General features: G+C 64.8%; 15 protein-coding genes. 7 read left to right on the top strand and 8 right to left on the bottom strand.

What is annotated here, in order from left to right; all coding sequences use genetic code 11:
- Positions 1 to 50 precede the first annotated feature (50 nt).
- A complete protein-coding gene (locus ACGYLC_RS14545; RefSeq protein ID WP_007120494.1) occupies positions 51 to 371 on the bottom strand; it encodes a DUF6280 family protein in 321 nt (106 codons plus the stop codon).
- A 221-nt stretch (positions 372 to 592) separates the two neighbouring features.
- Between ACGYLC_RS14545 and efp the strand changes: the two genes are divergently transcribed.
- The gene (gene efp, locus ACGYLC_RS14540; protein WP_394402355.1) at positions 593 to 1,156 is read left to right on the top strand and encodes an elongation factor P; all 564 of its coding nucleotides are present in this window, start codon (positions 593 to 595) and stop codon (positions 1,154 to 1,156) included.
- Positions 1,157 to 1,242: 86 nt separating this feature from the next.
- On the opposite strand, the gene ACGYLC_RS14535 is transcribed toward efp, so the two are convergent.
- Complete coding sequence (locus tag ACGYLC_RS14535) at positions 1,243 to 1,989, bottom strand: YgfZ/GcvT domain-containing protein (RefSeq protein WP_394423494.1); 747 nt, start codon at positions 1,987 to 1,989, stop codon at positions 1,243 to 1,245.
- Positions 1,990 to 2,053: 64 nt separating this feature from the next.
- Here ACGYLC_RS14535 and ACGYLC_RS14530 point away from each other — a divergent pair, with 64 nt between their 5' ends.
- Entirely contained in the window at positions 2,054 to 2,737 is a 684-nt protein-coding gene (locus ACGYLC_RS14530; protein WP_394423492.1) for a TIGR04283 family arsenosugar biosynthesis glycosyltransferase, read from the top strand.
- Positions 2,738 to 2,769: 32 nt separating this feature from the next.
- Here ACGYLC_RS14530 and ACGYLC_RS14525 read toward each other — a convergent pair whose 3' ends face one another.
- Positions 2,770 to 4,626 carry an ABC transporter ATP-binding protein gene (locus ACGYLC_RS14525; protein WP_394423491.1) on the bottom strand — a complete coding sequence of 619 codons (1,857 nt, stop codon included), beginning with the start codon at positions 4,624 to 4,626 and terminating at the stop codon, positions 2,770 to 2,772.
- Positions 4,627 to 4,859: 233 nt separating this feature from the next.
- On the opposite strand from ACGYLC_RS14525, the gene ACGYLC_RS14520 reads away from it, so the two are divergent.
- Positions 4,860 to 6,068, top strand: coding sequence for a pyridoxal-phosphate-dependent aminotransferase family protein (locus ACGYLC_RS14520; protein ID WP_394423490.1), 1,209 nt, complete (start codon positions 4,860 to 4,862; stop codon positions 6,066 to 6,068).
- Here the strand turns inward: ACGYLC_RS14520 and ACGYLC_RS14515 are convergent.
- Complete coding sequence (locus ACGYLC_RS14515) at positions 6,065 to 7,168, bottom strand: pyridoxal phosphate-dependent aminotransferase (protein WP_394423488.1); 1,104 nt, start codon at positions 7,166 to 7,168, stop codon at positions 6,065 to 6,067. The two genes, ACGYLC_RS14520 and ACGYLC_RS14515, sit on opposite strands and share 4 nt — an antisense overlap.
- Before the next feature lie 119 nt (positions 7,169 to 7,287).
- Between ACGYLC_RS14515 and ACGYLC_RS14510 the strand changes: the two genes are divergently transcribed.
- On the top strand, positions 7,288 to 8,079 hold the full coding sequence (locus ACGYLC_RS14510; RefSeq protein WP_394423487.1) for a crotonase/enoyl-CoA hydratase family protein: 792 nt from the start codon (positions 7,288 to 7,290) through the stop codon (positions 8,077 to 8,079).
- A 212-nt stretch (positions 8,080 to 8,291) separates the two neighbouring features.
- On the opposite strand, the gene ACGYLC_RS14505 is transcribed toward ACGYLC_RS14510, so the two are convergent.
- Positions 8,292 to 11,225: a valine--tRNA ligase gene (locus tag ACGYLC_RS14505; RefSeq protein ID WP_394423485.1), complete on the bottom strand. Its 2,934-nt coding sequence runs from the start codon at positions 11,223 to 11,225 to the stop codon at positions 8,292 to 8,294.
- 90 nt (positions 11,226 to 11,315) lie between these two features.
- Complete coding sequence (locus tag ACGYLC_RS14500; RefSeq protein WP_209219353.1) at positions 11,316 to 11,756, bottom strand: Lrp/AsnC family transcriptional regulator; 441 nt, start codon at positions 11,754 to 11,756, stop codon at positions 11,316 to 11,318.
- A gap of 100 nt (positions 11,757 to 11,856) precedes the next feature.
- On the opposite strand from ACGYLC_RS14500, the gene ACGYLC_RS14495 reads away from it, so the two are divergent.
- The 3 genes from ACGYLC_RS14495 to ACGYLC_RS14485 all read left to right on the top strand — a co-directional run bounded on the left by ACGYLC_RS14495 (position 11,857) and on the right by ACGYLC_RS14485 (position 16,454).
- Positions 11,857 to 13,017 carry a type III PLP-dependent enzyme gene (locus ACGYLC_RS14495; RefSeq protein ID WP_394423483.1) on the top strand — a complete coding sequence of 387 codons (1,161 nt, stop codon included), beginning with the start codon at positions 11,857 to 11,859 and terminating at the stop codon, positions 13,015 to 13,017.
- Between the two features lie 70 nt (positions 13,018 to 13,087).
- The gene (locus tag ACGYLC_RS14490) at positions 13,088 to 15,385 is read left to right on the top strand and encodes a xanthine dehydrogenase family protein molybdopterin-binding subunit (protein WP_394423481.1); all 2,298 of its coding nucleotides are present in this window, start codon (positions 13,088 to 13,090) and stop codon (positions 15,383 to 15,385) included.
- A complete protein-coding gene (locus tag ACGYLC_RS14485; protein ID WP_394423479.1) occupies positions 15,363 to 16,454 on the top strand; it encodes a DUF2235 domain-containing protein in 1,092 nt (363 codons plus the stop codon). The genes ACGYLC_RS14490 and ACGYLC_RS14485 overlap by 23 nt, the downstream gene beginning before the upstream one ends.
- On the opposite strand, the gene ACGYLC_RS14480 is transcribed toward ACGYLC_RS14485, so the two are convergent.
- Together ACGYLC_RS14480 and ACGYLC_RS14475 are read right to left on the bottom strand one after the other, a co-directional pair.
- Positions 16,451 to 16,837 carry a GFA family protein gene (locus ACGYLC_RS14480; RefSeq protein ID WP_394423477.1) on the bottom strand — a complete coding sequence of 129 codons (387 nt, stop codon included), beginning with the start codon at positions 16,835 to 16,837 and terminating at the stop codon, positions 16,451 to 16,453. The genes ACGYLC_RS14485 and ACGYLC_RS14480 overlap by 4 nt on opposite strands.
- On the bottom strand, positions 16,834 to 17,577 hold the full coding sequence (locus ACGYLC_RS14475) for a rhomboid family intramembrane serine protease (RefSeq protein ID WP_394423476.1): 744 nt from the start codon (positions 17,575 to 17,577) through the stop codon (positions 16,834 to 16,836). Before ACGYLC_RS14475 ends, ACGYLC_RS14480 begins: the two co-directional genes overlap by 4 nt.
- Positions 17,578 to 17,628 lie beyond the last annotated feature (51 nt).

Below are 17,628 nucleotides of genomic sequence, written 5' to 3'. Positions count from 1 at the left end.
AAAAACGCAGCCCGAAGGCTGCGTCAATTGCGCCACTTGGCGGATATGTCTTAGGCGGCTTCGGCCTGAAGCGCGGCATTGCGGCGCTCGGATTCTTCACGCGACAGGGCGACGGAGGTCCGCACGCCTTTGCCGACGAATTCCATCAAACCTTCGACGACCCGCTCGTTGGGGTCGATACCGGCACAGCTCAGAACCTCGCGGCCATCGCGCGAGCGGGCCCAGCGGGCGATCTGTTCAGGACCGTTGCCATATTTTTTATCATCGGCAATTGCGTCATCCAAAGCAGCTAGCACCACAGCAGCAAAGAGCTTGCGCGCGCGGTTGCCTTGCTCGTTGTTGAAAGCGGTGCCATCAACGAAATCTTTCATCTCGTCGTCCTTTCGATTATTCTTGCTCTTGTCATTCGGGCGTGGAGGCCCTTATGACGGATAACTTTTGATTCGGATACCTCTATTTAGCATAGCTCCCATGCAGCTTGCGCATATCTAGTCTTTGCGGCAGCAGAAAATAACGCCTGCTTGCAGGGGACCATCCCTCCCGATATAGACCCGGACATCATATCATCAACCTTATGTCGTGGTTTTGTCACATGCCCAAGATTAACGGAAACGAGATCCGCCCCGGAAACGTCCTTGAACATAACGGTGGCCTCTGGGCGGCTGTGAAGGTCGATCACGTGAAGCCCGGCAAGGGCGGCGCCTTTGCCCAAGTCGAGATGCGCAACCTGCGCAACGGCTCCAAATTGAACGAACGCTTCCGCTCTGCCGACAAGGTCGAGCGTGTGCGGTTGGAGCAAAAAGACCAGCAATTTCTGTATGAAGACGACGGTATGCTGGTGGTGATGGACACCGAAACCTACGAGCAGGTGCAACTGTCTGCCGATCTTTTGGGTGAGCGTCGCCCCTTCTTGCAGGACGGCATGATGATCGTGGTCGAATATCACGAGGAGGAGGCGCTGAACGCCTCGCTGCCGCAGAAGGTGACCTGCAAAGTGGCCGAGACCGAGCCGGTGGTGAAGGGCCAAACGGCGGCCAATTCCTTCAAGCCTGCCGTGCTCGACAATGGTGTGAAGATCACCGTGCCGCCCTTCGTGGGCCAAGACGAGGACATCGTGGTGAATACCGAAACCATGGAATATGTCGAACGCGCCTGACGCGACGTCATCTTTGGTAAAGTAGATCAGCCCCGGTTTTGCCGGGGCTTTTTGTTTCGCGGGAGCCTTTCAGCGGCGCGCGGTGCTCAGGTCGCGGGGCCGGGCCAAGTGACCTCTGCACCTTCGGCCTGCATCGGGCCTTTGGCGCGGTCGAACCGCAGATGCGCCAAAGCCTGACCGCCCGCTTGGGTGTAGAGCGTGCCCGCGGGTTTCCCCTCTGCCGTGATTGCCGTGCCGGGGGCGGCGCTGCCGCTGACCTCGACCCGGGTCAGCCCTTTGCGCAACTCGGTCTTGTGTTTCATCCGGGCGGTCACCTCTTGGCCGACATAGCAGCCTTTGCGGAAATCCAGCCCGTTGATCCGATCAAACCCCGCCTCAAGGATAAAGGTATCGGGGGTGAGTTCGATCCCCGTCTCGGGGATCAGATGGGCCACGCGCAGGGCGTCCCAATCGGTCGCGTCTTCAGTCTGCGGAGTGTCGCGATAGGCGCGCCAGCCCATCTCGGGGTGCCGCGGATCGGCTAAGGCGTCGTCGGGCGCCGGCCCGGTGCCGCGGTGCAGGTGCAGATCGCTGGGCGCGATCGTTACCTTGGCGCGCAGTTTGTACATCGACAGCCGCTGGTTCAGCATAACGCCAAGGCTCTCATCCACGTCCAGCAGAACGTCTTCGCCATCGGCGATCAGAAAGAAATCGGCCATATATTTGCCTTGCGGCGTCAGCAGGGCGGCATAGACCGGGCCTTGGTCCAGTTTGCCGATGTCATTGGTCACGATACCTTGCAGAAAGTCGCGGGTGTCGGGGCCGGAGAGGCGCAGAATGCGGCGCGGGGTCATGCGGGTGTCCTTTGATTGCTGGCCATGACATATAACCTGTCAAAGCCATCCAAAAGGGGCAACCATGCGCGCGCCGATCTCTGTCGTCATTCCCACCCTCAACGCGGCCACCGCGCTGCCCGCTTGCCTCGCCGCGCTCGTCGAAGGGTTGCAGGCCGGGCTGCTCCGCGAGGTGATCCTGAGCGATGGCGGCTCGACGGATGGCACGCGTGCGCTGGCCGAAGGCTGGGGGGGCGAGGTCGTCTCGGGCGCGCCTTCGCGGGGCGGGCAGTTGCGGCGTGGCTGCGACGCGGCGCAGGGGGCGTGGCTCCTGGTGTTGCACGCCGATACGGTGCTGGCCCCGGGCTGGAGCGATGCGATGCATGATCACATGGCGCGCGGGGCAGCGGGCGCGGGGTGGTTTCGCCTGCGCTTCGATCAGCGCGGTCTGGCGCCACGCTTGGTGGCAAGCTGGGCGAACCTGCGCAGCGCTCTGGGCTTGCCCTATGGCGATCAGGGGCTGCTTTTGCCCCGCGCGCTTTATGATGCGGTCGGCGGCTATCCCGATCAGCCATTGATGGAGGATGTGGCACTGGCCCGCGCCCTTCGTGGCCGCTTGACCCGGCTGGATGGGATCGCCGTGACCAGTGCCGAGAAATACCGCCGTCAAGGCTGGCTGCGCCGGGGTGGGCGCAACCTCTGGACGCTGGCGCGCTATGCGATGGGGGTCAGCCCCGAGGCGCTCGCCGAAAGCTACCGGCGTTCGTGAAAGGGGCGTGGGTTTCCCCATGCCCCGCGCATTCAGTTAAAGAACGCCGCGCCGATCCGTTGGAGCAGGTTGGGCTGGCGCGCCCTTTCGCGGCGTTTCTTCGCGGAGAGGGCGCTGAGGCCGCGGGCGTCCGATACGGTCTTCCCGTCGCGATATTGCAGGCGGTATAGGTCGGCGTAGATGCCGCCGCGTTCCATCAACTCGTCATGGGTGCCCTCGTCGGTGACGCGGCCCCGGTCCATCACCACGATCTTATCCGCGCTGCGGATGGTCGACAGCCGGTGCGCGATGACAATGGTGGTGCGCCCCTTGGCGAGGCGATCGAGCGCGTCCTGCACCACCTGCTCGGATTGCGCATCAAGCGCGCTGGTGGCCTCATCCAGCAGCAGGATCGGCGTGTCGCGCAGCAGGGCGCGGGCGATCACCACGCGTTGGCGCTGTCCGCCCGACAGGGCCGAGCCGCGCGGGCCGACGCGGGTGTCCAACCCCTGTTCCAACTGCGGCAGAAAGTCCGCCACATGGGCGGCCTTCAGCACCCGGTCGAGTTCTTCGTCGGTGACATTCTCACGGCCCAGCACGATGTTCTCGCGCAGGGTTTCATCGAACAAGAGCGCCTCTTGCGTCACGACAGAAAACAGGCCGCGCAGGTCTGGGATGGTCATCGAAGCGGTGTCGACGCCGCCGATGCGTACCGTGCCGCTTTGCGGATCCACCAGTCGGGTGAGCAGGTTGAAGATGGTCGACTTTCCCGCCCCCGAAGCGCCGACCAGCGCGGTCGTCTGGCCTGCTTTCGCGGTCAGGTCCAAGCCGTTCAACACCTTCGTGTCGCCGTAGGAGAGCGAGACATCCGTCAGCGTCACATCGGGTGGGCCATCGGGCGCGGCCTGCGCTTTGTCCGGGCTGCGCAGATGCAGCGGCGCATCGAGCAATTCCTTGATCCGTTCCAGCGCGGCGGCGGCCATCTGCCATAGGCCGCTGATCGCGCCGAGGCGGCGGAGGGGGGAGAACATGAACCCCAGCGAGGTGAAGAAGGTCATGAACTCGCCTATGGTCTTGTTGCCGGCGATGATCTCGGACCCGCCGTAGACGATCACGGCCATGAAGCCGATGCCCGACATGATGTCGATCATTGCCGGGATCGCGGAATTGCCAAAGGCGGCGCGGACTTCGGTGCGGATGAAGGTGCGTGTCAACTCGCGGTATTGCCGGGCTTGGTAGTCCTCCAGCGCGTTGAGCTTGATTTGTACGATGCCGTGGAAAACCTCGTCCAGCCGGGTCGAGAGGCTGGCCCCGATGTCACGCGCCTCGCGCGAGCGGGCGCGGACGAAACGCTGGGCGATGGCGGCGGGCAGCACCATCAGCGGCACGCCGACCATTGCCAGAAGCGCCCAGATCGGGTCAATCGCGATGGCCACGCCCATGAGGATCACCAGCCCCACCAGATCGCGCCCCGCGCCGGTGATCACCGCGCGCCAGACATCGCTGACCGCATTCACATCCGATTGCACGCGCTGGACAAGAAAGCCGGGCGGGTGGCTTTGGTGAAAGGTGCCGTCTTGCTGCATCATCCGGTCCAGCAGGTCGATGCGCAGATCCGCCGCCGTGCGCTGTGCCACGCGGGTCAGCAGCACCTTTTGCACCACTGTGGCGAGCGCCCGCAGCGCAAAGATCGCCACCAGCACCAGCCCGACCCAGACCAGCGCCCCGCGGTCGCCGCCGACAAAGACGCGGTCGAACATCGGCTCCATCAGTTTTGCCAGCACGCCCAAGGTCGAACCTTCGATGATCATGAAGATCACCGCGATGGCCATCAGGCCGGTGTGTTTCTTTAGATAGTCCCGCCAAAGCCAGCGCATCAACTGCGCGGAGGTGTAACTGTCATCATTCATACCGGTGCCTGATCCTTTTGGGCAGTCGGATCCCGTGTACGAAAGCCGCGCAGGCAGGGCAAGCCGTCGCGCAGGTCGGGCAAGGCGCGCAGGGGGCGGTCTCAGCGCGTGGAAGGGGGGCTTAGGGGCGCGCCTTACCTAAGGTCCGATCGCGTGTTGACCCCGGCCTGCCGGGCAGTAAGCTGCGCCCGACCGTCCCCCGGTCACGCATTTTCAAAACGGCAGCCAATATCATGACAAAGCAGAATAAACTCGCCCCCGGTCGTTCGTACCTCGCCATTCCCGGCCCCTCGGTCATGCCCGACGCGGTGCTGAGCGCGATGCACCGCGCGGCCCCCAATATTTACGAGGGCGAATTGGTCGAGATGATGCCAGCGCTGGCCGCCGACCTAAAGCGCGTGGCGCGTACAGATCGTCATGTGGCGATGTATATCAGCAACGGCCACGGCGCGTGGGAAGCCGCGCTGAGCAATGTCATAGCCCCCGGCGACCGGGTATTGGTGCTGGCCACGGGGCGTTTCGGCCATGGCTGGGCCGAAATGGCGACGGGGCTGGGGGCCGAGGTGGATATCCTCGACTTTGGCCGCAACGCGCCCGTCGATCTCGCACAGGTGGCCGAACGCCTGAAGGCCGACAGCGGCCACCAGATCAAGGCGGTGATGGCGGTGCATGTGGACACCTCAAGCTCGGTCCGCAATGACGTGCCGGGCCTGCGCCGCCTGTTGGATGAGGCGGGCCACCCCGCGCTTTTGATGGCCGATTGCATCGCGTCATTGGGCTGTGAGCGCTTCGAGATGGATGCTTGGGGCGTCGATGTCATGGTCACCGCTTCGCAAAAGGGGCTGATGGTGCCGCCGGGCATGGCCTTCGTCTTTTTCAACGACCGGGCCGAGGAAGCCCGTGCGCGTCTGCCGCGCGTGAGCCGCTATTGGGATTGGTCGCCGCGCGCCCATGCGCAGGAGTTCTATCAATACCACGGCGGCACGGCGCCGACGCATCACCTCTATGGCCTGCGCGCCGCTCTCGACATCATTCACGAAGAGGGGATCGAGCAGGTCTGGCAGCGCCATGAGACGCTGGCCCGGGCGGTGTGGGCGGCCTGTGAGGCGTGGTCGGCCAAGGGCAGCCTGCGGTTCAACATCGAAGACCGCGCCCTGCGCAGCCATGCGGTCACCGCGCTGCGGCTGCAAGCCCCCCATGCGACCGAGTTGCGCGATTGGGTGCAGGGCAATCTGGGCCTGACACTGGGCGTGGGGCTGGGCATGGCCCTGCCGGGGGAGCCCGCGTGGCACGGCTTTTTCCGCCTTGGCCATATGGGTCATGTGAACGGCCAAATGATCATGGGGCTGCTCGGCGGGATCGAAGCCGGGCTTTCGGCGCTGAAGATCGACCACGGCCCGGGCGCCCTGCAGGCGGCGGCGGAGGTGATCGGCGGGGCTTAAGCCCCGCGCGCGTCAGCTAAGGCCGCGGGCAAGGCGGCGGCGAAGTGATCCAGCTCTTCCGCCGTGCTGCAACTGATGCGGATGCAGCGGTTTTGCGGCGCGGCAAAAGGCATCCTCACAAAGATCCCCCGCGCCACCAGCGCGTCGAGGACCGCCTTGGCGAAAGCGCCATCACCGCCACAATCGACGGCGACGAAATTGGCGGCAGAGGGGAGGGTGCTCAGCCCGTTCTCTTCGGCGATATGGGCGATCCGGCGGCGCGCCTCGGCGATCTTGGTCTGAACCTCTTTCAGGTAGCTCTGATCCTGTACCGCCGCCAAAGCCCCCGCCTGCGCCGCGCGGTTCAGGCCAAAGTGATTGCGGACCTTGTGAAAGGCGGTGATCAACTCGGGCGCGGCGATGGCATAGCCGATCCGCGCCCCGGCGAGGCCGTAGGCTTTGGAAAAGGTCCGCATCCGGATCACCCGTGGGTCATCGGCGGAAAGCACGGGCGCGGTGCCCTCGGGGGCGCATTCGATATAGGCCTCGTCCAGCAACAGCAGGCTGCCTTGCGGCAGGTCGTCGAGCGCGCGTGCCAGTGCCGCGCCCTCGTGCCAAGTGCCCATCGGGTTGTCGGGATTGGCGAGGTAGACCAGCTTGGCGTCGACCTCCGCCGCCTTGGCGAACAGCGCCGCCGGGTCTTCGTGATCGTCGCGGTAGGGCACCTTGTGCAGCACGCCGCCAAAGCCCGTGACGTGGTAGTTGAAGGTTGGATAGGCGCCTTCCGAGGTCACCACCGCATCGCCTTCGCCCACCAGCAGACGCACAAGGTAGCCCAGCAGCCCGTCGATACCCTCGCCGACGATGATGTTCGCAGGGGAGATGTCGTGCAAATCGGCCAGTGCCGCGCGCAACTCCACGCTTTCGGAATCGCCGTATTTCCACATTTCGGTCTCGGCCATGGCCGCGATGGCGCGGGGCGAGGGGCCAAAGACGTTTTCATTGGCGCCAAGCCGCGCTTTGAAGGGGCGGCCAAGGACGCGCTCCTGCGCTTCGGGGCCCACGAAGGGGACATTGGCGGGCAGGCGTTGGGCGAGGGGGGTGAGGCGTGCATATGTCATGCGCCAAGGTGTAGGGGCGGGCCCGTGAGAGGGCAAGTGCCGCAGCACCTGCCGCCACGTTTTGCTGGTGCCGCGCGATGATCTGCGCTGAACTGCGCCAAACTTTCAGGAGAACAGCCATGCCCCGCGTCAGCACTCGGATCGAAGACCATATCGCCCATGTGACCCTCACCCGCGCAGACAAGATGAACGCCGTGGATGACGAAATGATCGAGGCGATCATCGCAGCGGGGCAGGAGATTGCGGCTTCGGACGCCCGCGTGGTGCTGCTCTCGGGCGAGGGCAAAGGCTTTTGCGCGGGCATTGATATTGGCGGGCTCTCGGGGATGCTGGGGCAGGATGTCGAGGCGTTGATCACGCCCCGCAGCCATGGCGCGGGCACGACGAACAAATGGCAAGAGGTGTCGATGGTTTGGCACCGTTTGGAAATCCCGGTCATCGCTGCGCTGCATGGGGTGGTCTATGGCGCCGGGATGCAGCTGGCGCTTGGGGCGGATATTCGGATTGCCGCGCCGGATACGAAGCTTGCAGTGATGGAGATGAAATGGGGCATCGTGCCGGATATGGGCGGTATGGTGCTGCTGCCGCGGCTGGTGCGCTCGGACGTGTTGCGGCGGCTGACCTATACCGCCGCGCCGGTGGATGCCGCGCAGGCGGAGCGTTGGGGGCTGGTGACCGAGATCGCCGAAGACCCGCAGGCGGCAGCGCTGGAACTGGCGCAGGTGATCGCGGGCAAGGGGCCGAATGCGATCCGCACGGCCAAGCGGTTGATCGGATACGTAGAGACGGGGGCGTCGGATGCGGATGTGCTCTTGGCTGAATCGCGCGAGCAGGCGGCGCTGCTGGGCAAGCCCGAGCAGATGGAGGTGATCGCAGCGGAGTTCGGCAAACGGCCCGCGGTGTTCAAGTAGGACGGCTTGGGAACCGGTCACGTTGAACGAAACAGCCCGGAATCAAGGCCGCAGGCCGCCGGGCAGCGCCAGACCGCCCGAACGGGCTGGCGCTTTTGCAAGCGAAGTCCCGTCCTGAGAACCCGGCGCAAGCGCGGCAGAAATTAACTGCCTAACTGTGGCGTAAGGAGCGCCATCCCGCGGTCTGGCGCTGCCCGGCTCCGCCCCCCGCCTCAGGCCAGTTCGGCCAAGCGGTCCAGCGCCGCCTGCAACTGGTCCGCCTCTTCCTGACGCGCCGCGAGGTTCGCCTGCGCCTCGGCCACGACCTCTTCCGGCGCGGAGGCGGCGAACTTGGGGTTGTTGAGACGCCCCTTCAGCCCGCCGATCTCCTTGCCGAGCTTGTCGAGCGACTTCTGCAGACGGGCCTTCTCGGCGTCGATGTCGATCAGCCCTGCGAGCGGCAGGCCGAAGCTCGCCCCCGGCGCCGCGATCGAGACGGTGCCTTTCGGGAAGCTCTCGCTCCGCTCGAGGCTCTCGACCCGGGCCAGACGTTTGATCATCACCTCGTTGCGGTCCCAGGCACCCTGGGCGGCGGCATCCATCTCGGTCACCAGCATCGGCACCTTCAGCCCCGCGGGCACATGCATCTGCTGGCGCGCCGAACGGATGCTCTCAATCAGACCGATGACCCAGTTCAACTCCCGGTCCGCGTCGGCATCGAGCAGATCGGCAGTGGTGTAGGCGGGCCAATCGGTGAGGGCCAGAAGCTCATCGCGCTTGGCGGTGGTCTGCCACAACTCCTCGGTGATGAAAGGCATGATCGGGTGCAGCAGGATCAGACATTGCTCCAACACCCAAGCCATGGTCGCGCGGGTTTCCGCAGCCTCGGGGGCGTCGTCCTGCAAGAGCGGCTTGGACAGCTCCACGTACCAGTCGCAGACCTTGCCCCAGACGAAGGCATAAAGTGCGTTGGCCGCGTCGTTGAAGCGGAAGTTGCCGAGGGCTGCGTCGACCTCCTCGCGCACCCGCGCGGTCTCGCCCACGATCCACTTGTTCAGCGTGGCGGTGGGCTGCGGCTGCGCGGCTGGCATCGCGTCGAAGACGCCGTTCATTTCGGCAAAGCGGTGTGCGTTCCAGAGCTTGGTGCCGAAGTTGCGGTAGCCCGCGATGCGCTGCGTCGAGAGCTTCAGGTCGCGCCCCATCGCCGCCATCGAGGTCAGCGTAAAACGCACCGCATCGGCGCCGTATTCGTCGATCAGATCCAACGGGTCGAGCACATTGCCAAGGGACTTCGACATCTTCTTGCCCTTCTCGTCGCGCACCAGCGCGTGGACATAGACGGTGTCGAAGGGTTTCTGATCGACCACAGCATATTGCATCATCATCATCCGGGCGACCCAGAAGAAGATGATGTCAAAACCGGTGACCAGCACGGAGGTGGGGAAGTATTTCTCCAGTTCTGCGGTCTGCTCGGGCCAGCCCAATGTGCCGATGGGCCAGAGGCCGGAGGAGAACCATGTGTCGAGCACGTCCGGATCGCGGCGCAGCGTCTTGCCCGGGGCCATGGCCTGCGCCTCGGCCTCGGTGGGCGCGCAATATTCGTTGCCCTCGTCATCGAACCACACCGGGATCTGGTGCCCCCACCAAAGCTGGCGCGAGATGCACCACGGCTCGATGTTCTCCAGCCAGTGGAAATAGACCTTACGGTCCTGTTCGGGCAGGATCGTCACCTCGCCCGAGCGCACGGCGTCGATGGCGGGCTGCACGATCTTGTCGGTGGCGACGAACCACTGGTCGGTCAGCATCGGCTCAATCACCACTTTGGAGCGGTCGCCGAAGGGCTGCATGATCTTCTTGGCTTCCACGAGCGGCACGAGGTTGTCTTCCTCGGTGCGCATCTCGCCGCCCTCGCCGGGCTCGACGGGGGCTTTCTTGGCGGCGCGGCCAAGGCGCGGGTCTGTCGCCTCGGTCATCACGGCGAGGCCCTCGGCTGTCACGTCCTCGACCACGCGCTTGCGGGCTTCGAAGCGGTCGAGGCCGCGGTAGGCATCGGGCACGAGGTTGATCTCGGTCGCGTCCTCGGGGGCGTCCTCGCGGCCCTCGGCGATGGCCTGCGCGCGGGCGGCGGCCTGATCGTAGGGCAGACCATCGGCGCGCATGCGTCCTTGGGTGTCCATCAGCGCGTAGAGCGGGATGTTGTTGCGCTTGGCCACGCCATAGTCGTTGAAGTCATGCGCACCGGTGATTTTCACAGCACCAGAGCCGAAGTTCTTGTCCGGGTATTCATCGGTGATGATCGGGATAAGGCGGCGCTGCGCCTTCGGGCCAACCGGGATTTCGCAGAGTTTACCAACGATTGAGGCGTAACGTTCATCCGATGGATGAACCGCCACCGCCCCGTCGCCCAGCATGGTTTCGGGCCGGGTTGTGGCGATGGAGATATAGTCGCGGGTCTCTTCGAAGAGCACGGTGCCGTCCTCGTCCCGCTCGACATAGGTGTAGGTCTCGCCCCCCGCCAGCGGGTATTTGAAATGCCACATGTGGCCGTCGACCTCGGTGCTCTCGACCTCGAGGTCGGAGATCGCGGTCTCGAAATGCGGGTCCCAGTTGACCAGCCGCTTGCCGCGGTAAATCAGCCCCTTGTTGTACATGTCCACGAAGACCTTGATCACGGCGTCGTGGAAGTTGCCTTCTTCCCCCTCGGGCGCACCGGGCGCGCCGGACATGGTGAAGGCGTTGCGCGACCAGTCGCAGGAGGCACCCAGACGGCGCAGTTGGTCGATGATCGTGCCGCCGGATTTCTGCTTCTGCTCCCAGACCTTGGCGGTGAAAGCCTCGCGGCCCAGCTCGCGGCGGCCGGGTTGGCCACTGGCGGCCAATTCGCGCTCCACCACCATCTGGGTGGCGATGCCGGCGTGGTCCTGACCCGGCTGCCAGAGCGTGTCGAACCCCTGCATCCGGTGCCAGCGCACGAGGATGTCCTGCAGCGTGTTGTTGAAGGCATGGCCCATGTGCAGCGAGCCGGTGACATTGGGCGGCGGGATCATCACGGAAAAATGCGCGTCCCGCTGCGCATTCGCGCCCGCTTTGAACGCGCCCTTGGTCTCCCAATCGGCGTAGATGCGGCTTTCCGCCTCGGCGGCGTTGAAGGTCTTTTCGAGTGCCATGGTCATGATCCCTTTTGTTGCGCCCCGTTTAGCGCTCTGGCGCGGTAAGGGAAAGACCCCTGACCGGGGCTTGCGGCACGGGGGCAGGGCTTAGCCGCTGCGGTCGATCTTGGTGCTCAGGTGGATCAGGCTCTCGCTGCCCTTGACGCCGCGCGTCTCGCCGATGCGGTCGAGGGTCTCGTCCAACTCCTGCGTGGTCTGGGCCGCGATCTGCACGAGCAGGTCAAAGCGGCCCGAGGTGGTATGCACCACCTGCACCGCCGGCAGGCTGCGCAGCCGCGCCAAAACGGCGGGGCCGGCGCGCAGCTCGATATTGACCAGAGCGGTAGCATGCAGCGGCGCACGGGCGGCTTCCCCCAAACGCAGTGTATAGCCAAGGATGGCACCGCAGCGTTCCAGCCGTTCCAGCCGGGCCTGCACGGTGGTGCGGGCAAGGCCGAGGCCGCGCGCCAGATCGGCCACCGGCTGGCGGGCGTTGGATTGCAGCGCCGCGATCAAAGCGCGGTCGGTATCGTCAAGTTGTGCTGTCATGTCGTCACTATGCCCAAAGTTTGCGTCACTTTAGGCGGTATGACACGATGAATCGACCGAAATTCGCGCTTTATTGGAGAAAAGCAGTGAAGAGGCTCCCATGCAGCATATCGCCCCCCTTTCCGACAACCCCGCCGCCTATCTGGCCAAACACAGCCCCGATAAGCCGGTGTTGTTTCTGGCCCCATCGGTGCTGCAAGCGACCGCGCGGCGGTTTCAAGCGGATTTCGACGGGCTGGTGACCTATGCGGTCAAGGCCAACGACCGGGCGGAGGTACTGTCGAACCTTGTCGCGGCGGGGATCACCACCTTCGATGTCGCCTCTCCGGCAGAGATGGCTGCGGTGCGGGCGGTCTGCCCTGAGGCGGTGCTGCATTACAACAACCCCGTGCGCTCGGCTTCCGAGGTGGAGGCCGGGATCGCGGCGGGGGTCTATAGCTGGTCGGTCGACGAAATGTCGGAATTGGCCAAGCTGCGCGATGTGCCGCGCGACAATGAGGTGGCAGTGCGCTTTGCCTTGCCGGTGAAGGGCGCGGCCTATGACTTCGGCTCGAAATTCGGCGCGGCCCCTGAAGAGGCAGCGGCGCTGTTGCGCGCGGTGGTCGAGATGGGGTTCACGCCGTCGATGTGTTTCCACCCCGGCACGCAGTGCAACGATCCGCAGGCTTGGGTGCAATATGTCAATGCAGCGGCGGATATTCTGCGCATGGCCGATGTCTCGATTGACCGGTTGAACATCGGCGGGGGCTTTGCGGTGGACCGTGGATTTGATGCGCCAGACCACCGGGCCGTCTTCGCCGCCGTCAATGCGGCGCTGGATGAGAGTTTTGGCGCGGATGCCCCTGTGCTGCTTTGTGAGCCGGGCCGGGCGATGGTGGCCGATGCCGCCGTGCTGGCCACCCGCATCAAGGGGATGCGCAATGACGGGCGCACCGTCTTTCTCAACGACGGCATCTATGGTGGGTTGCCCGATCTGCGCGATATGGGTCTATCGGGATTGGTCGATGTGATCGGCCCCGATGGCATGCGGCGTCAGGGGGCGGCCAAGCCGCGCGTGGTCTTCGGACCGACCTGCGATTCGCTGGACCGTCTGCCCGATGGCCTGCCACTGCCTGAGGATGCACAGACCGGGGATTACCTCCTGTTCGGGGGCATGGGAGCCTATTCCATCGCCATGTCGACCGCCTTTAACGGCTATGGGTTGGCAGGGGTGACGCTGGTTTCAAACCTTGAAGGCGCGCTTACCCGCAAGGCGGCCTGAGCCTCTGGACACTGGCGGCGCGCCCGTTACTGTTGCGCTGAAAGAGGCAGGGCAGCAGGGGCGGCGTCAGATGGAAAAGTTTGGGAAAAGCCAGCCGGTCAAACGGGTGGAAGACCACCGCTTTCTGACCGGTGCAGGCCGCTATGTCGATGATATCGCCCCCGGCGAGGCGCTGCATGGCGTCTTTTTCCGCGCGCCGGTGGCTCATGGGGTGATCACCGAGTTGGACGTAGATGATGCCCGCGCGGCGGATGGCGTGCATCTGGTGCTGACCTGCGCTGATCTGGAAGCGGCGGGAATGAATATCGCCCTGCCGCATACGGTTGTCGAAAACCGCGATGGCAGCAAAGGGGCGGCGCCGCTCCGCCCGATGCTGGCCAAGGACCGCGTGCGTTATGTGGGCGAGCCGGTGGCGCTGGTGGTGGCCGAGAGCTTGCAACAGGCCCGCGACGCGGCGGAGATGATCTTGTTCGATGCCGACGATCTGCCCGCCAAGATGGACATTGCCCCGGGCGGTGAGACCCTGCACGCTGAGGCCCCCGACAACCGCGCCTTTGACTGGCATATGGGCGATGAGGCCAAGGTCGACGCGGCTTTTGCCAAGGCCGCCCATCGCGTCAAGCTCGAGGTTGGGGATAACCGGATCATCGTCAATTCGATGGAGCCACGGGGCTGCTATGCCGAATGGACCGAGGGCCGTTTGCATGTGGCACTGGGCGGGCAGGGCGTTTGGGCGCATAAGGGGTTTCTGACCAAAGCCTTTGGCCTGCCACAGGACGCGGTACGCGTGACCAATCCCGATGTCGGCGGCGGTTTCGGCATGAAGGCGATGACCTACCCGGAGTATTTCTGCGTGGCCCAAGCCGCGCGGGCGCTGGGCCGTCCGGTGCGCTGGATGTCGGAGCGGACCGAAGCCATGCTTACCGACAACGGCGGGCGTGATCTGGTGTCCTGGGCCGAGTTCGCCTTTGACGAAAACCATAAGATCACCGCCTACCGCGTCGACACGCGCTGCAACCTTGGGGCCTATAACAGCCAGTTCGGCCAGCCGATCCAGTCGCAGCTCTTCTCAAAGGTCTTGATGGGCGTCTATGACGTGCAAGACACCTATTTGCATGTCGAAGGGTTCTACACCAACTCCGTGCAGGTCGACGCCTATCGCGGGGCCGGTCGGCCCGAGGCGATCTATGTGCTGGAGCGGCTGATGGACCGTGCCGCGCGAGAGTTGGGCGTCGATCCATGGGAGTTGCGGCGGATCAACTTCATCAAGCCAGAGCAATTTCCCTATACCACCGCGACGGGCGAGCTTTACGACGTGGGCGATTTCGCGCGGCTGCTGGCCCGTGTGGGGCAGGAGGCCGAACGCGATGGTTTCGCCGCGCGCCGGGCGGAAGATGCCAAGCGCGGCCTGCTGCGCGGGCAGGGGCTGGGTTACTATATCGAAAGCATTCTGGGCGATCCCTCCGAAGGGGCCAAGGTGGTTTTCGAGGGCGATGGCCGGGTGACGATCTATGTCGGCACCCAAAGCAATGGGCAGGGGCATGAGACGGTCTATGCGCAGTTCCTCTCGGACCAGACCGGCATCCCCGCCGAGCGGATCGACGTGGTGCAGGGCGACAGCGATCTGATCAAGAAAGGCGGCGGCACCGGCGGCTCGCGCTCGGTCACCACGCAGAACACGGCGACCTTGGCGACTGTGGCGAAGATCACCGAAGTCTTCACCGGCTTTCTGGCCGAAGAGTTGGGCGTCGCCGCTGCGGATATCACCTTTGACGACGAACGATTTCGCGCGGAAGGGTCGAACATCAGCCCGACCATGCTGGAGGTGGCCGAAATGGCCCGCGCCAAGGGGCGGGATGATCTGCTGAGCCATCACGAACGCGCCAGCCTGCCGGGGCGCAGCTATCCCAACGGGGCGCATGTGGCCGAGGTGGTGATCGACCCCGAGACCGGGGTGGTGACGCTCGACCGATACACGGTGGTCGATGATTTCGGTAATCTGATCAACCCGATGCTGGCCGAAGGGCAGGTCCATGGCGGGGTGGCGCAGGGCATCGGCCAAGCGGTGCAGGAGCGGGTGGTCTATGACGAGGATGGACAGCTTCTGACCGCCACCTTTATGGACTACGCCATGCCCCGCGCCGCCGACCTGCCGATGATCTCTTTCACATCCGAACCAGTCCCCTCAACCGCCAATGCCATGGGCATGAAGGGCTGCGGGGAGGCGGGCACCGTCGGCGCCTTGGCGGCGGTGTCGAATGCGGTGCAGGATGCCCTGTGGGAACGCGGCGTGCGGCAGGCGGATATGCCGTTCACCCCGCACCGGGTCTGGGAGATGCTGCAAGGTGCCGCAATCGCAGCCGAGTAAAACCCTGTTCCAACGGCTTTTCGGGCGGTTCTGGCGGCGGCCTGAAAGCGATTTCGGCCCGCGCCGGGGGGCGGTGACCCATGTCATCATCCTCGATGGGACCATGTCTTCGCTCGATCTGGGGCGCGAGACCAACGCGGGCATTGCCTATGGCCTTTGCCGCGAGATGGGCAGCGCCCTGTCGATCTATTACGAGCCGGGGCTGCAATGGCGCGATTGGCGCAGCGCTCGGGATGTGATCTTGGGCCGTGGGATCAACCGGCAAATCCGCCGCGCCTATGGCTATCTCGCCTCGCGCTACCGGCCCGGAGATCGGATTTTCCTGATGGGCTATTCGCGCGGCGGCTATGCGGTGCGCTCCCTCGCCGGGGTGATCGACCGGGTGGGGCTTCTGCGTGCCGAGGTGGCGACAGAGCGTAACATCCGCGATGTCTACCGCCATTACGAGGCGCATCACCTGAGCAAGGCGGGCGACCTCTTTGCCCGCGCCAATTGCCACCCCGAGGTCGAAATCGAGGCGATTGGCGTTTGGGATACGGTCAAATCGCTGGGCCTCAACGCGCCGCTGTTCTGGCGGTTCTCGCAGCCGCTGCATATGTTCCACAACCACGACCTGAGCCGCAACGTGAAGAACGGCTTTCAGGCGCTGGCCCTGAACGAGACCCGCGTCGCCTATGCCCCGGTGCTATGGACCACGCCCGAGGGCTATGACGGGCGGCTTGAGCAGGTCTGGTTCCCCGGCACCCATGGCGACGTGGGGGGCCAGTTGGGCGGGCATGAGGCCGCGCGCCCCTTGGCCAATATCCCGCTGGTCTGGCTGCTGTCTCGGATGGAGGAAAGCGGCCTGCCACTGCCCGCAGGCTGGGCCACGCGGTTCGATCAAGACCCCGCTGCCCCCTCCATCGGGCGTTGGCGCGGCTATGGCAAGATGCTGGTGACCCGCCGCCGCCGGCTGGTGGGCGCGGATCCGTCCGAGCGGCTGCATGAAAGCGTGGACCAGCGCCGCGAACAAGCCGCGCCGCAACCGGGGCTGCTGGCCCGGATGCAGGGCGTGATCTCCAGTCTTTAACCGGGGTCGCGGTCCGAAGGGTGGTTGATGCCATCGCTATAGGGCAGCGGCTCCATCTCCCAAGGCAAGACCCCTTCGATCGCACCAAGGTTCACACCGCATTCATCAGGGTTCGAGCGGCGGCGGTGGTGGGTATAGATGCCACAGGTCTTACAGAAATAGTGCTGTGCGGTATGGGTGCCCCAAGTGTAGAGCGTGAGGTTCCCGGCCCCTTTCAACACGGTCACCGTCTCGGCCAGTGCCGTGGCGGTAGCGGCAGCGCGGCGGCGGCAAAAGGTACAGGTGCAACGCGCGGCCGAGGCCAGACCACGCGGGAACAGCGCCTCGATCACCACGGCCCCACAGTGGCAAGAGTCGCGGCGGGTTTCGGAGGTTTCGGTCATCTGCGTCTCACTTTCGGAATGCGGCTTTCGCTCAGGTCATAATCGGCGGCGGCATGGGGCGGAAGGCCGTGGGTCTGCCGCCAAAAGGCGAAACCGCCCCGCCGCAGCCAGAGCGGCAGGGTCAGCAACAGCCCCGCGATGAACCCGCCCGCATGGGCCCAATAGGCCACCCCGCCGCTGCCCGGCGTGGCGCCGATCCCGCCGATGAACTGCATGGCGAACCACAGGCCCAACATGATCCAAGCCGGGATCGCGAAGATGCGGAAGAACACGATGAAGATCACCAGAATATCGACCTTGGCGCGCGGAAAAAGCAGCAGGTAGCCCCCCATCACCCCCGCAATCGCGCCCGAGGCGCCGACCATGGGCACCCATGACAGCGGCTCAGTCACGACTTGGCCCAGTCCGGCGGCGATGCCACAGGCAAAGTAGAACAGCAAATAGCGCCCATGGCCCATCTCATCCTCGACATTGTCGCCGAATATCCATAGAAACAGCATGTTACCCGCCAGATGCATCCAGCCGCCATGCAGGAATTGCGAGGTTATGAGGCCGAAATACCCCTCCCCATGGCTCAGCCGCGCGGGCAGCAGGGCGTAGCTGTAGTAAAACTCGGCCAAGGCGCGCTCATCCGCCATCAGCGACAGGGACGACAGGAACACCCCGATGTTGAGCGCCATCAGCCCATAGGTGACAAAGGGCGTTCGGCCCGAGGGGTTGTGATCACGGATCGGGAACATGCGGGCCAGCCTTTGCCAAGTCGTCCGCAGCGTCAAGCGGCGCGGGGGGTC

The sequence above is a fragment of the Sulfitobacter sp. 1A12157 genome (assembly GCF_043557345.1).
GTDB lineage: Bacteria > Pseudomonadota > Alphaproteobacteria > Rhodobacterales > Rhodobacteraceae > Sulfitobacter.
This window is presented reverse-complemented; position numbering and strand designations above follow the sequence as displayed.

Coding starts and splice junctions, on each gene's coding strand:
- ACGYLC_RS14475 (WP_394423476.1), bottom strand. CDS start 17,577: ATGTTCCCGATCCGTGATCACAACCCCTCGGGCCGAACGCCCTTTGTC.
- ACGYLC_RS14480 (WP_394423477.1), bottom strand. CDS start 16,837: ATGACCGAAACCTCCGAAACCCGCCGCGACTCTTGCCACTGTGGGGCC.
- ACGYLC_RS14525 (WP_394423491.1), bottom strand. CDS start 4,626: ATGAATGATGACAGTTACACCTCCGCGCAGTTGATGCGCTGGCTTTGG.
- ACGYLC_RS14505 (WP_394423485.1), bottom strand. CDS start 11,225: ATGGCACTCGAAAAGACCTTCAACGCCGCCGAGGCGGAAAGCCGCATC.
- ACGYLC_RS14530 (WP_394423492.1), top strand. CDS start 2,054: ATGCGCGCGCCGATCTCTGTCGTCATTCCCACCCTCAACGCGGCCACC.
- ACGYLC_RS14500 (WP_209219353.1), bottom strand. CDS start 11,756: ATGACAGCACAACTTGACGATACCGACCGCGCTTTGATCGCGGCGCTG.
- ACGYLC_RS14515 (WP_394423488.1), bottom strand. CDS start 7,168: ATGACATATGCACGCCTCACCCCCCTCGCCCAACGCCTGCCCGCCAAT.
- efp (WP_394402355.1), top strand. CDS start 593: ATGCCCAAGATTAACGGAAACGAGATCCGCCCCGGAAACGTCCTTGAA.
- ACGYLC_RS14545 (WP_007120494.1), bottom strand. CDS start 371: ATGAAAGATTTCGTTGATGGCACCGCTTTCAACAACGAGCAAGGCAAC.
- ACGYLC_RS14520 (WP_394423490.1), top strand. CDS start 4,860: ATGACAAAGCAGAATAAACTCGCCCCCGGTCGTTCGTACCTCGCCATT.
- ACGYLC_RS14510 (WP_394423487.1), top strand. CDS start 7,288: ATGCCCCGCGTCAGCACTCGGATCGAAGACCATATCGCCCATGTGACC.
- ACGYLC_RS14495 (WP_394423483.1), top strand. CDS start 11,857: ATGCAGCATATCGCCCCCCTTTCCGACAACCCCGCCGCCTATCTGGCC.
- ACGYLC_RS14490 (WP_394423481.1), top strand. CDS start 13,088: ATGGAAAAGTTTGGGAAAAGCCAGCCGGTCAAACGGGTGGAAGACCAC.
- ACGYLC_RS14535 (WP_394423494.1), bottom strand. CDS start 1,989: ATGACCCCGCGCCGCATTCTGCGCCTCTCCGGCCCCGACACCCGCGAC.